This is a genomic window from Streptomyces sp. NBC_00250 (genome assembly GCF_036192275.1).
GTDB lineage: Bacteria > Actinomycetota > Actinomycetes > Streptomycetales > Streptomycetaceae > Streptomyces.
In genome coordinates this window covers 8,918,384-8,931,213 of sequence record NZ_CP108088.1, presented here as the reverse complement: position 1 = coordinate 8,931,213, position 12,830 = coordinate 8,918,384, and the positions used below count along the sequence as shown (strand labels likewise).

The following is a 12,830-nucleotide window of genomic DNA, read 5'->3' as shown; positions in this document are numbered from 1 at the left end:
TGTCCTGCCCCGCGGTAGGACGGGCACCACCAAGGAGGAGCAGTGCCCTATCCCTCGCCACCGCCGCGATGCGTGTCCCCTGCTCCCTGCCCGTTTCGCGGACGGGCGTGAGGTGCGCGGCATGAGGCAGGCGAAGCCCCTGCCCGCGGCCGCGCGGCGTTGGGCCGAACGGCGGATCGGGCCGGTCGTGGCCGTACGCGATGCCTCGCACGACTGGCCTCGCTCCCGGGTGTGGGAGCTGCGGAGCGAGAGAGGGGCCGGCTGGTACGTGAAGGTCTCGCCCAGCGAGAAGTTCTTCACCCGCGAGACCCGGGCGTACCGCCACGTCGTCCCCGCGCTCGGCCACGGCCGGGCGCCCCACCTCCTCGACAGCCGTGCGGAGGACCTGACGCTGCTGCTCTCGGTCGTGCCGGGCTCCCCGGTGCCGGGGCTCGGTCTCTCCAGCGGCGAGGGGCGGGCGGTGCACCGGCAGGCCGGTGCGCTGTGCGCCCGCCTCCACGAGGCCGGCGAACTCGACCGTGCCGACCAGGCGGAGGCCGAAGCGTCCCTGGTAGCCGCTGCCGACGGGGCGGAGAAGTACCTGTCGCGTGCCGGTGCCCGGCTCACGGCGGGCGAGCAGCAACTCATCCGTGATCACGCCGCCGAGCTTCGCCGCGTCGGCCCGGTGCCCGTCGGGTACATCCACGGCGACAACCAGCCGCGGAACTGGCTGTGGTCCACCACTGGGCTTGCGCTGATCGACTTCGAGCGAACCCGTCCGGCTGCCGTGGTGCAGGACCTCGTCATCCTCGCTGTCACCGAGTGGATCGACCATCCCGATCGCGAGCAGGTGTTCTTCCAGGCGTACGGGCGAGCGCTCACCACGGCCGAGCGACGGGCACTGCGCTGTCTGACCGCTCTGGACGCGGTCAACTGCCTTGCCTGGGGCCCGGACAACGACCATCCCGAGGTCACCACCCGGGGGCGGCGGACCCTGGACCGGCTCAGGAGGGAGAACCTGCTGTGAGCGGCATCCACCGGAGCACCGCCCACGTCATGGTGCTGCCCCAGCGCGGCGGTACGCGGGGGAGTACGGGGGTACGGGCCGCCCGCCCCGGCGACGGGTGGGTGCTCACGGGCCGGCGTCAGCCGCGCTCGTGGCCTTCCGATGGCCCGCAGACCGTCGTCGGCGGCGGTGGTCGGCTCGAAGCTGGGGAATCCTTCGACGGAGGCGCGGCGCGCGAGCTCGCCGAGGAGGCCGGATTCGGTATCGCTTCGGCACGGCTCGGGTTCTGCCGGCTCATCCCTCTCCATCCCGTGGACGCGGATCCCGCAGGACCACGCGCCGACTGCCGTCCCCTCAAGCGCGAGGTCCTGCGTCTGTTCGCTGTCGGCAGCCGGTACGCCGACGTGATCCCACCCGAGCGGTCCGGGGGTGGGACCGGGTGAGCGTCTCCCTTCGCGCGCCGCGGACGCCCGCGTGGGCGAGCCGGCCCTTCCTGTATCTCCTGGCGAGCGAGAGCACGAGCCTCGCCGGTTCGGCTGTGAGCACGATCGCCCTGGCCGCGGTGGCCGTCCTCGAACTTCACGCGACGACCACCGAGGTCGCTCTGATCGCCTTCGTCGGCCAACTGCCGAGTTCCTTCGCACTGTGGGCCGGAGTCCTGTCGGACCGGTACGACAAGCGGCGTCAGCTGCTCGGCTCGGACCTTGCGGCGGCCGGCGCCCTGCTCACCGTCCCGGTCGCAGCCGTGGCGGATCTGCTGACCATCGGCCAGCTGTATGTGGTCCTCTTCCTGCTCGGCTCGGCCAAGGTGGTGCACGACGCCGCGGCGATCAGCCTGCTGCCCTCCGTCGTCGCACCGGAACGACTCCAGAACGCCAACTCCCGGCTGGGCGCGGCGTCGTCCGTTGCCGACAGCGCGGGCAGCAACGCGGGGGCCGCTCTCGTCGGTGCCGTCGGACCTGCGGTGGCGATTCTCGCCGACGTCGCGTCGTTCGTGGTCTCCGCCGTGCTCGTATCGCGTATGCGACCTGCCCAGCCCCTCGTACCGTCCGACGCAGAGCAGCGCGGCCTCGGACAGGGCATCGTCGAAGGGGTGCGGTACGTGCTCGGGCAGCCCACGATCCGCACAGTGATCGCGGCCCTGTCCGTACTGTCCTTCGGCCTGGCGATCATGAACACGTACTGGGCCTTCTACCTCCTGACGACGATCGGCATCTCTCCGACCTCTCTCGGAATGATCGTGGGCGTCGGAGGCGTCGGGAGCCTGGCCGGTGCGCTGCTCGCGCCGAGGATCGCGGCCAGGATCGGCATCGGGCCCACCATCATCGCCGGGTTCGCGACCAGCCCGATCGCCCAGCTCCCCCTGCTGTTCGCCGGTCCCGGACCGGGATGGCAGATCGCGCTGGCCGCGGCGCTGGCCGGGCAGCTGTTCTGGGCCACAGCGGCCGGCACCAGCCAGCGGTCCCTGCGGCAGACCCTGTGCGATCCGCGCTTCCAAGGCCGGATGCAGGCGGCAAGCACCACCGTGACCGCCGGAGGGCGCCCCTTGGCCGCCGCGACCGCCGGGGCTCTCGCGCTCGTACTGGACGTGCCGACCGTCCTCGCCCTCGGCGCGCTCCTCCAGATCGTGCCCGTACTCCTGCTGCTGACGTCCCCCGTACGCGCTCTGCGGACCATGCCCGCCCCCGCGGTCCTGCCGCACGCCCGAGAAGGAGCATCATGACCACTACCGTGTCCACCGCGTGCCCCGCCTACTGGGAGCCGCGCTGGGCCGACGGCCGCCGCTACCGGCGGCCCGACGCCGCCGAGAAGCAGCTGATGGCCGAGCACCTCGGCCGCGGCCGCGCCCGCGCCGCCCTCGACATCGGCAGCGGCGACGGCGCCTTGGCCCGATACCTCCAGGACGAGCTCGGCTACCGCGCCACCGGTGTCGACTGCTCCCCCACCGCCGTCGCGCTCGCCGCCAACGCCGTGGACGCCGCCCACGACACATGCCCCGGGCCGGCTTGGCAGTGCCTGGACATCACCACCGACGACCTCTCCACCCTGCCGGACCCGGCCTACGCCCTCATCACCTGCCGCCTGGTCTACCGGTGGATCGACGACAAGCCCGCGTTCCTCGACCGCGTCCGCCGCCTCCTCGCACCCGGCGGAACCTTCTGGGTCGTCACCGAGATCGCCGGCCGCCGCAGGACCACCGACCCGGCTCTTCTGGGGCTCGGGATCTCTCCTGCGGACGCCGAACTGCTCACGACCGGTTGGTCCGTGGTCCGCACCGCCGACCTCGACGTCCTGCGCTGCTATGCCCTGCGTCCCTGACCGACTGCCCCCTCGCCCTCTCCCCCCTCTCTCCCCCTCGTGACCGGAAGGAAGAACCTGGTGCTGGACATCGAGAAGCACTCCGCCGAGATCTGGGAGCTCTACGGCCACCACCAACTGGGCCGGACCTTCTACCTTCCGGAACTGGACAGGTGGGCCTGGGACATCCCGCAGGCCGGCACCGGCGTCGAAGTACTCGGCGATGTGGCCGGTCTGCGCGTCCTGGACCTGGGAGCCGGGGTCGGCCGGCACGCCGCCCACCTGGCCGCCCTCGGCGCGCACGTCACCGCCGTCGACGCCTCCCCCACCCAGCACCGGCGCGCCCTCGCCCGCTACCCCGCCACCCCCGGGCTGCACCTGGCTTGCGCCGACGCCGTTGACCACCTGCGGGAAGCCTCCCCCTACGACCTGATCTACTCCATCAGCGGCGTGCCGTTCCTGGACCCGCACCGCCTTCTGCCCGCACTGTCCAACGGACTCAAGCCCGGCGGGCGGTTCGTGTTCAGCGCGCTGCACACCAACTCCCACGGCGCCGGACCGTCCGGCTCCGTCACCGCGCGCCCCGAGGTGCTGCGGCTGCCCGGCACGAACACCGAGCACCGGATGCACATGTGGGTCCTCGCCCCGCCCCTGTGGCAGGACCTCCTGGTCGAGAACGGCCTCACCGTGGAGTCGGTCACGGCGATGGACCACCCGCAGGCCGCCCAGCCCCTGTCGTACCGGCTGTACGCGGCACGCCGCCCGGAACGCGTGCCCAGCCGCCCCCGTCAGCCCCGACCGGGAGGCCTCGACGCCGTCGAGTGACCCGAGATGGCCCTGCGCCCGGTAAGGGCCCCCTTGAGCAGGACGCCGCCCAGGTGATCCCCCGCAACCGGGGGGTCATCGACGAAGTCCCCATCGCTGGAGGTCTTCCAGGTCTTCAGACGGTGTTCAGGACCCGGCGCTCCCGCTGCCCCGTTCGACCGGAATCCACAGCTGGGAGTCGGTCTCCGTGCCGATCTCCACCGGCTCCGTCCGCAGGAGCTCCGGACCTGGCCTGCTCACGTACGGGTTCGAAGGGAACCAATGCGTGAACACGTCCCGCCACAGCTCCTGGAGGGCTCCCGGATAGGGCCCGTGGTTGTCGAAGACCGCCCAGGTCCCGGCCGGCACGTCGAGGGCGTCCAGACTGTCGAGCTCCTCGGCAGCCGTCTCCAGACCGGTCGCCACGCCGATCCAATAGTCCACCTCGGCGCCCTCCTCCCGGCTGTCGGTCAGGTGCACCACCGCCGACAGGACCCCCTCCGGCTCCCGGTCGGCCAGCTCCTTCATCCGTACGATCGCCTGCTTGTCCAGGCTCTCCAGGTGCGCCTCGGCGGCCGCGTTGGCCCCCTCGTGCACGAGGGGGACCCGGGCCTTCCTGCCGACGACCCGAAACGGCTCCTTCTCCACGATCCGGTACCGCATGGCCGTACTCCCTTCGACGACGACACGGAAGGACATGCGCGGCTGCGCCGTGAGCACCGCACCCGTGCGCCGGGCCTCGCCCGGCCCGATGCCGTGCACCGACCGGAATGCTCGGGCGAACGCCTCGCCCGAGCCGTACCCGTATCGCACCGCGACATCGAGCAGCGTCAGCTCCCCGGCCAGCACCTCGGCCCCGGCGAGCGTCATCCGCCGCCGCCGCACGTAGACCGGGAGCGGCATTCCGGCGAGCGCGGAGAACAGCCGCCGGAAGTGGTACTCCGACACCGCTGCGATCCGGGCCACCTCGGCCATGTCGATCTCCCGGTCGAGGCAGGCCTCCAGGTGGTCCAGCGCCTGATTCAGCCGTTCCAGCACGCGTAACTTTCCTTCCTTCGTGGGCCTCCATTGCAGGAACACCCATCCGCGCTGCGCTCCGGGACACCGGCCGGGCTGTCGTCGCGCACATGCTCGACGAGTGATCCCGGTAGCTGTTCCCCGTGGGAACAGCTACCACTACGGCTGGTCTTCGGGACAGCTGGCAGGGCCGTCGGCCGGCCGGGGGAATCAGGGGAACCAGTAGCGGTCGAGCGACGGGGTAGCGGTCCGACGACGGGCCGACCACGCGGGCGTCAGGCCGCCTTGCTGGGACAGAGAAGACATGATCGCGCCCCGCCCGACAAAAGCAGTGCGGGAATTGTTGGGCAGGACACCCCGGCGTTACCTGAGGCTAATAGCCATGACCGATATCAAGGGGTTTTGTGAGCCGCGGTTTGACGCAGTGCGTGAGGCACTTGCGGCGTCACTCGGCAAGGACGATGTCGGCGCCTCGGCGGCCGTCTACGTCGACGGCGAGCCGGTGGTCGACATCTGGGGCGGGTACGCCGATGCGAACCGTTCCGTCAGCTGGGAGCGCGACACCCTCACCGGCGTGAACTCGACGACCAAGAACATGACCGCCCTGTGTGCGCTGATCCTGGCCGACCGGGGCCGACTCGATCTGTCCGCGCCGGTCGCCGCCTATTGGCCCGAGTTCGCCGCGGCAGGCAAGGAGAAAGTGTTGGTACGGCACGTTCTGTCGCACACCGCAGGGCTGCCTGACCTGTCCGGCCTGACGGCGGTCGAGGAGTTCTACGACTGGGAGCGCGTGACGACGAAGCTGGCCGCGCAGGCGCCCGAATGGGAGCCCGGAACGGCCGCCGGCTATCACGCGCTCACCTTCGGGTTCCTCGTCGGTGAGATCGTCCGCCGCATCACCGGTCGCAGCCTCGGTGAGTTCTTCGCCGAGGAGGTGGCCGGGCCGCTGGGCGCGGACTTCCACATCGGGCTCTCCGCCGAGCATGACCACCGCGTCGCACCGCTGATCCCGCCGCTGTCACTGACTGACGAGTACGCCGCCGGCGCGCCGCTCGGACCGGACGGTGCACGCCGGGAGCACACCGGTGCCGTGATCCAGGTCAAGGACACCAACTCCGTGGCCTGGCGTCGTGCGCAGATCCCTGCCGTGAACGGCTTCGGGAACGCCCGGTCTGTCGCCCGTGTCCAGTCGGTACTGGCGAACCGGGGCTCGGTCGGCGGTGTGCGACTGCTGTCCCCCCAGGGTTGCGAGCCCGCGTGGCAGGAGGTGTTCTGCGGCGACGATCGCGTCCTGCGGACCCCCATGTCCTGGGCGGTGGGCTTCGGTAGGTTCGGCGGCACCTTCGGCTGGGGCGGCTGGGGCGGTTCGCTGGTTGTGAGCGATCCCGGCTCACGCATGACGGTGGCCTATGTCGTGAACCAGATGGTCGATCGGGATCAGCGGGACGACAACCGCGGCATGGAGATCGTGATGGCCGCCTACAGCGGACTGCACTGACGACGGCGACGAGCAGCCTGGGCCTGCAAAGGCTGCCCGCTCCCGTCCCCCACTCCCCGTCCCCACTCCCCATCTCCGTCCCCGTCCCCACTCCCCGTCCCCGCCTCCTCTCCCACTCCCTTCCCGCTGGTTCCGCCGGTGGGCGACCTGCCCGGTACGTGGTCGGCCGACTCCCCTTTGCTCGGGGCGCGTTCCGGAACTGTCACGGTCCGCAGTACGTCTGCTTGCCCTCTTTCGCGGGGAACCGGCCGTGGCCAGAATCTGTCCATGTGAGGGGAATGGTCGGCCGCGGCGTCGAGGGGGACGGGCATGGGCGCATGGGTGGTCCCGGGGTATGTCGAAGCCCGGGAGCTGGGTGCGGGTGGCAGTGGGCGCGTGGTGCTTGCCAGGCACGAGGTGACCGGCTTGCCGGTCGCCGTGAAGTACCTGAGTGAGCGGTTCCGTTCGGACGAGGCGTTCGTGCGGGGGTTCCGGTCCGAGGCCCGGCTCCTCGGGGCCCTGGACACTCCGTATGTCGTCGGGTTCTACGAATACGTCGAGGCGCCGCGAGGCGCGGCCATCGTGATGGAGCTCGTCGACGGCGTGGCTTTGCGTGCCCTCATCGCGCGGGAGGGGTCGACGGGTCCCGAGGCCGCCCTCGTCGTGCTCAAGGGCTCGCTCCTGGGCCTCGCCGCCGCTCACCGGTTGGGCGTCGTGCACCGCGACTACAAGCCCGAGAACGTCTTGGTCGCCGCCGACGGGTCCTCCAAGCTCGTCGACTTCGGAATCGCGGCCGGCCGGGGCGCCACACCGGGTGTCGCCGGAACGCCCGCCTACATGGCGCCCGAGCAGTGGAACGGCGCTCCCGCTTCACCGGCGGCCGACGTCTACGCGGCGACCGCGACCTTCTTCGAGTGTCTGACGGGCCGTAAGCCGTTCTCCGGTGACAACTTCGCTGAGCTCGCCCTGCAGCACCTGGACACGCCCGTTCCCGACGGTGAGGCGCCGGAGCCGCTGCGTCCGCTCATCCGGCGGGGCCTGGCCAAGTCCCCGCACGAGCGGCCCGAGAACGCGGCCGCGTTCGTGACCGAGCTCGAATCGGTCGCCACGGCCGCCTACGGACCGGACTGGGAGGAGCGGGGCCGGGGACGACTGGCAGCGTTGGCCGCGCTCCTGCCCCTGCTGTTCCCCTCCGCGGGCGGCGGTGCGTCCGAGGGGACGACCGCCCTCGCCACCACCACCTTGCCGGCCCCGCCGCCGCGGTCCCGGTGGCGTTTCCCTCGCGGGGTGCCGGCGGGTGCCGCCGCGCTGCTCCTGGCGCTCCTGCTCGCCCTCGCCGCGCGGGCCGGCGTCGAGGCAGCGGACGGCGACGAGGCCGCCCAGGCATTCGCGACGACGAGCACCGGGCCGGGCACGCCCCCGCCCGAACCCGGCACGTCACCACCATCGCCATCGCCAACTCCCACGCCGTCGTCCCTGGGCACGGAACTTCCTCCGACAGCAACGACTGCGGCACCCTCCCCGTCCGGGAACACCGGGCCGAGCGCCACCTCCGACGGGTCTCCCACGGACGAGACGACGACGGCGACCGTGGCCCCTCCCCCGACGACCTCCTCCGGCTCGACATCGCCCACCTCGCCCACGTCCACTGCCACTTCCACCGCAACCCCGCCCACCCCGACCGTCACGCCCCCGACCACGACTACCGATCGCCCTCCCGTCGCCGTGACCGCGGTCTCCGTCACGAGTCTGCGCCAGACGGGGCCGACCGCCGCGTCGGGGACCGTCGAGGTCACGACGGACGGAACGGGACCAGTCACGATCTACGTCGAATGGTTCACCGGCGACGAGAAGGGAGCGCCGGGCACGCCCGACGGCTCCGAGACCTATCGGCGCGAGGGAGCCACCAGCTACACCCTCACGCTCGCCCACGACGTCCGGGGCGCCGGATGCTACTGGGGGCTGCGCGCGACCACGTACCCCGCCGCCTCGAACGGCGGTTCCCTGCAGCAGATCTTCATCCGGCGGTGCACGATCTCATGAACGATGACGACTACAGCGCCACCGAACTCGGCAGCCACTGGTTCGAGCGTCCGACGCCGGAGCCAACGCCCGACCGGGTGGAAGGCGAAGTGCTGCGGTTCGGGCCGGGCGTGACCGCGGCAGCCGTCCGCCGTGCCGAGAACAGTCCCACAGTGGTCCAGATCTGGCACGGCACACTCCCAGGAGTCCCCGCGCCACGGCCCGCCCGCTCCCGATGGCCGTGGCGCTACGCGTTCGCCGCCGTCGTACTCGTCGCCGTTCTGGTCTTCCTCGCCTGGCGGCAGTACGGGCCCACCGTCGCGGTGCGGGACGTCACCGTCAGCACCGCCGGGCACAGGCTCGACTGCGACAGCACGGCGGACGTGGTGGGCGTGGTGCGCACGGACGGGCGACCGGGCACCCTGACGTACCGCTGGGAACGCAGCGACGGAACCCGGTCCGGGGCCCTGACCGAGAAGCTGACTCGCGGACAGAAGGAAGCGAGGCTCCACCTCCTGTGGACCTTCCACGGGTCCGGTACGCACCAAGCCGTGGCGCGCCTCGTGATCACTTCCCCGAGCCCCCACTCGTCGGCCGCGACCTTCACGTACCACTGCGGTTGATCTGCAGAGGGGTACGTGAGCGGCTGCGGCGTGCACCGGGCGTCTGAGCGACCGACATCCGCGCCGCTGCTATCCCGACCCCGCCGCCCCGGCGGCTTCCGCTGTCTCCGCGTGGGGTATCCGTACGAGCGTCGCGGACTCGCGCCGGCCGAAGCGTGCCTGGAGGCGCTGCGCGCCCTCACACCGTCGCGGAGTCCTCCGCCTCCCTCGTGATCACAGCGACGGACCGGTTGCGTAGCCCTTCAGCCAGGTACGCGATTTCCACGGATGTGCCGACCATGCCGACGGCCCTGAGTTCGGTGGCCATCAACCGCGCTTCAGCGAGCGAGAGGTGGTGCGTTTCGCGCAGGGCCTGCAGCACGGGAACGAGGCTCGCTTCCTCGCTGGCAAGGCGCAGCCACACGGCACCGTGTCTGGTCAGCAGGGCCTGTCTGATCTCCTCGGGGGCCGGGCCCGTATCCGTCTCGCACCATGCGTTCGGGCAAGCTCGGCATCGCCCTTCGACGCCCCACGAGATCCGACCGCGCTCGATGAACTGACCCACGTCGCGGACCAACTCGCCGCCACAGCTCTCGCAGCGCGATGTGAGCGCAACCCCCTGAGTGGCGGTGATCATTGGTCTCGTTCCCTTCGGCACGGATCCGGCTGATCCTGCCGCACACAGCATGATCCGGCGACCCAGTTGTTCGAAGGCGCGAGGCGACAGCGTGCCGGGGACCGTGAGGCAGTGGTATCGGTGGTGCGGGTGGTAGCACCGCCTGTCTGTCTCGTGTACGTGCACCCAACGGCCTGGAGGGATGTCCCGGGAAGCTGGTCGGTGCTGCGGACCTTGCGATTCCGTCGGCCGGGTCGTCGGCCCTGCGCCGACTGTCCGGTAAGTGAGACGGGCTTCTTCGCTGTGGCCCCACCGTGTGATGATCCCCGGCATGCAGCGGCGTCTCATTATTAGCGCCCGCGTGCCGGCACCGAGGTGACCTGGGGGCGATCCCTCCCAGGCGGCCGCACCGCCCGCACGCAGACCTCTCGCGTTCCGCGAGGGGTCTTTTTGTTTCTCCTCAGCACCCCAGACGCAACGGCCCACCCGGCCTGCCAGACCTGGACAGGAGCAGTCTCATGACAGACGGCAGCTTTCGAATGTTCGGCACGACGCTGCGCAACGGATCGCAGACCGCGCCACTCCAGGCGCAGCGGCCGCCTCAGCCGTGCACTGCAATGCCGAATGACGACGAGGCCTCCCGCCCTGACACGTGCACCATGGTCGTGTCGCTCAGGGACACCCCGGGGGCGCTGGGCCGGATTGCCGCGACTCTCAGCAACACACCAGTGTTGGCAATGTCGTACGTGGTCACAGGCGCGGAACATGCTGTCGCCGAGATCCGAGTGCCGCGGGTCTGCGCGACGCGTGCCAGGAACAAGCTGAGCCGCATGGTCGACACAGTCGCGGTTACGGAACCCCTTGGGAGCCCTTCCCCGGCGCAACCAGGTGTATGAGGCCATGACGTTGGTGACGCTGCTGCAGGCTCGCGCGGCCGGGGGCTGGTTTCCCGCGGTTCACGCTTCATCTCGCCGATGGGGTCGATGGACTTCCGCCGGTTCAGTCCCAGCGCGGCGAGGCGGCGGGTGACCGTCCGACGGGAGATTGGCACGCCGTCGGCGGCGAGCTCGAACGCGATCCGGGCCGCGGGCCACTTGCGCTCGCGCCGCAGCGCCCCGATCGTCGCCACGACCTCGCAAGGGGTTGTTGTCGGTTGGCGGTGCGGTGCGCTGGAGCGGTCGAGCAGGCCCAGTTCCCCGTACCGCCGGTACCGATTGACCCATGTGGAAGCACACGCGCGCGAGATGCCCATCTCCGCGGCGCCGTGTGCGATGGGGCGGTTCTTGCAGCGTCAGCGGCGCGGACAGCACGCGGACCCTCGCGCTGGACGCCGCGCGCCAACGATCGTACGAGCAGTGGTGTTCATCGCGGCTGCTGCTCGGCAATCACAGCCCAGTCGTCCGCTGCGCGGCCGTCTGCGACCGCCTGGTCGAACACGCCTCTGAGCAGTTCGCCGAACGGCAGGGAGACCGCTTGACCGGCTGCTGCCTCAAGGGCGAGGTGGAGGTCCTTGCGTCCGAGTGCTGTGGTGAACCCGGCCGGCTGGTACCTCCGCTCTGCGATCATCGCCCCATAGCCGGAGTAGACGGGTCCGGGAAAGAGCGTCGAGGTCAGCAGTTCGACGAACTGACCGGGGTCGGCGCCGGCCGCGTCGGCGACGCTGACCGCCTCCCCGAGGGACTGGATCGCGCAGGCGATCAGGTAGTTGCCCAGGACCTTGGCGATGTTGGCCTGCTCGGGCCGCTCGCCCAGGCGCCAGGTGCGCGATCCGATCACGTCGAAGAACGGCTGGACCCGGTCGATGAGTTCGGGCTCTCCTGCGGCGAGGATGTTCAGCGCACCGGCCTCCGCGACGCTGACCCGGCCGAACACCGGGGCGGCGACATAGCCGATCCCGTGCGCAGCGTGCGCCTCTGCGGCACGGCGGGCCAGCTCGACGCTCACCGTGGCCACGTTGACGTGGATCGCCCCATGCCGGGCCTCGTCGAGGATCCCGGAGTCGAGAAAGACCTCCGTGACGGAGGCGTCGTCGGACAGGGCCGAGAACACCACCGGGCACTGGAGGGCCTCCGCGAGGCAGGCGCCGCGGAGGGCACCGGCCTCCGCAAGCTCTTCCGCGGGTCCCGCTGAACGGTTCCACACCACAGTCTCGTGTCCTGCCCGCACCAGGTTGCGCGCGATCGCCCGCCCCATCCCGCCCAGACCGATGACTGCAACCTCGCCCATCACGCAACCTCCACACCTGAACCGTCTGAGACGGTTCATTGTGGCTCGGGTCGATGCCTGTGTCGAACTGGCTAAGCTGGTTCGAGCAGCGGTCCATGGTGGTGCGGAAGGTGGTGACCGTGGAGGCCCGTCAACTGTTCCGGCTGGACAACGAGGTGCTGGCGTTCCGCTTCACTGCCACGATGAGCGACCGGGCCAGCGGGGCGCCCCAGGAGCGGCTCTCCAGCCACGGCCGGCTGAAGCTCTGGTTTCATGCCGCGGGGCTCGGCGTCCCCGACGTCTCACCCGCCGAACTTCAGAATGCGCTCAGCCTGAGGGAAGCGATCTACCGTGCCGGGCTGGCCGTCACTGCCACCCAGCGACCCGATCCAGGTGACGCGGCGATCCTGAACAAGGCCGCGACTGCCGGACAGTCCAGGCCGGCGCTCGACGGGAACGGGATCGCAGTCTGGAACCTCAGCAAGGAAGCACCGGTACGGGACGCGCTCGGCGTGCTTGCCGCCGACGCCATCCACGTACTCGGAGGCCCCGACCGCGACCGGATCAAGGCATGCGAAGGCCCCGGCTGCGCCGGCCTGTTCCTCGACACCAGTCGCGGCGCGAACCGCCGCTGGTGCTCCATGAACACCTGCGGCAACAGGGTCAAGAAGGCCCGAATCGCCAACAAGTAGCGGACTACAGGAAACCTCCCCCAAAGCTGTCCTCTGCCGCCTCGCGCTCATGCCACAGGCGGGTCGCCAGCTGCGGACACCGCCAGCACGTTGTCAACGACCTCACGACCCG

At 70.8% G+C, this 12,830-nt stretch carries 12 protein-coding genes and 1 pseudogene; 9 read left to right on the top strand and 4 right to left on the bottom strand.

Annotation, left to right across the window (positions count from 1 at the left end):
- Positions 1-121 precede the first annotated feature (121 nt).
- The 5 genes from OG259_RS40185 to OG259_RS40165 are packed head-to-tail and all read left to right on the top strand — an operon-like array spanning position 122 to position 4,108.
- Complete coding sequence (locus tag OG259_RS40185) at positions 122-1,006, top strand: aminoglycoside phosphotransferase family protein (RefSeq protein ID WP_328946774.1); 885 nt, start codon at positions 122-124, stop codon at positions 1,004-1,006.
- Complete coding sequence (locus OG259_RS40180) at positions 1,003-1,428, top strand: NUDIX domain-containing protein (protein WP_328946773.1); 426 nt, start codon at positions 1,003-1,005, stop codon at positions 1,426-1,428. Before OG259_RS40185 ends, OG259_RS40180 begins: the two co-directional genes overlap by 4 nt.
- On the top strand, positions 1,425-2,708 hold the full coding sequence (locus tag OG259_RS40175) for an MFS transporter (RefSeq protein WP_328946772.1): 1,284 nt from the start codon (positions 1,425-1,427) through the stop codon (positions 2,706-2,708). Before OG259_RS40180 ends, OG259_RS40175 begins: the two co-directional genes overlap by 4 nt.
- Entirely contained in the window at positions 2,705-3,304 is a 600-nt protein-coding gene (locus tag OG259_RS40170; RefSeq protein WP_328946771.1) for a class I SAM-dependent methyltransferase, read from the top strand. Before OG259_RS40175 ends, OG259_RS40170 begins: the two co-directional genes overlap by 4 nt.
- Positions 3,305-3,343: 39 nt before the next feature.
- On the top strand, positions 3,344-4,108 hold the full coding sequence (locus OG259_RS40165; RefSeq protein ID WP_328946770.1) for a class I SAM-dependent methyltransferase: 765 nt from the start codon (positions 3,344-3,346) through the stop codon (positions 4,106-4,108).
- A gap of 126 nt (positions 4,109-4,234) precedes the next feature.
- Here OG259_RS40165 and OG259_RS40160 read toward each other — a convergent pair whose 3' ends face one another.
- Positions 4,235-5,125 carry an AraC family transcriptional regulator gene (locus OG259_RS40160; RefSeq protein WP_328946769.1) on the bottom strand — a complete coding sequence of 297 codons (891 nt, stop codon included), beginning with the start codon at positions 5,123-5,125 and terminating at the stop codon, positions 4,235-4,237.
- 361 nt (positions 5,126-5,486) lie between these two features.
- On the opposite strand from OG259_RS40160, the gene OG259_RS40155 reads away from it, so the two are divergent.
- The 3 genes from OG259_RS40155 to OG259_RS40145 all read left to right on the top strand — a co-directional run bounded on the left by OG259_RS40155 (position 5,487) and on the right by OG259_RS40145 (position 9,226).
- A complete protein-coding gene (locus tag OG259_RS40155; RefSeq protein ID WP_328946768.1) occupies positions 5,487-6,602 on the top strand; it encodes a serine hydrolase domain-containing protein in 1,116 nt (371 codons plus the stop codon).
- A gap of 309 nt (positions 6,603-6,911) precedes the next feature.
- On the top strand, positions 6,912-8,624 hold the full coding sequence (locus OG259_RS40150; protein WP_328946767.1) for a serine/threonine-protein kinase: 1,713 nt from the start codon (positions 6,912-6,914) through the stop codon (positions 8,622-8,624).
- Positions 8,621-9,226: a hypothetical protein gene (locus OG259_RS40145; RefSeq protein ID WP_328946766.1), complete on the top strand. Its 606-nt coding sequence runs from the start codon at positions 8,621-8,623 to the stop codon at positions 9,224-9,226. The genes OG259_RS40150 and OG259_RS40145 overlap by 4 nt, the downstream gene beginning before the upstream one ends.
- Before the next feature lie 178 nt (positions 9,227-9,404).
- Here the strand turns inward: OG259_RS40145 and OG259_RS40140 are convergent, their stop codons facing one another.
- From OG259_RS40140 to OG259_RS40130, 3 genes and pseudogenes are all read right to left on the bottom strand, one after another.
- A complete protein-coding gene (locus OG259_RS40140) occupies positions 9,405-9,842 on the bottom strand; it encodes a hypothetical protein (RefSeq protein WP_328946765.1) in 438 nt (145 codons plus the stop codon).
- A 913-nt stretch (positions 9,843-10,755) separates the two neighbouring features.
- Positions 10,756-11,112, bottom strand: a pseudogene (locus OG259_RS40135) (helix-turn-helix domain-containing protein); the annotation flags it as partial.
- Between the two features lie 71 nt (positions 11,113-11,183).
- Positions 11,184-12,047: an NAD(P)-dependent oxidoreductase gene (locus tag OG259_RS40130; protein ID WP_328946764.1), complete on the bottom strand. Its 864-nt coding sequence runs from the start codon at positions 12,045-12,047 to the stop codon at positions 11,184-11,186.
- 53 nt (positions 12,048-12,100) lie between these two features.
- Here OG259_RS40130 and OG259_RS40125 point away from each other — a divergent pair, with 53 nt between their 5' ends.
- The gene (locus OG259_RS40125; protein ID WP_328946763.1) at positions 12,101-12,718 is read left to right on the top strand and encodes a CGNR zinc finger domain-containing protein; all 618 of its coding nucleotides are present in this window, start codon (positions 12,101-12,103) and stop codon (positions 12,716-12,718) included.
- Positions 12,719-12,830 lie beyond the last annotated feature (112 nt).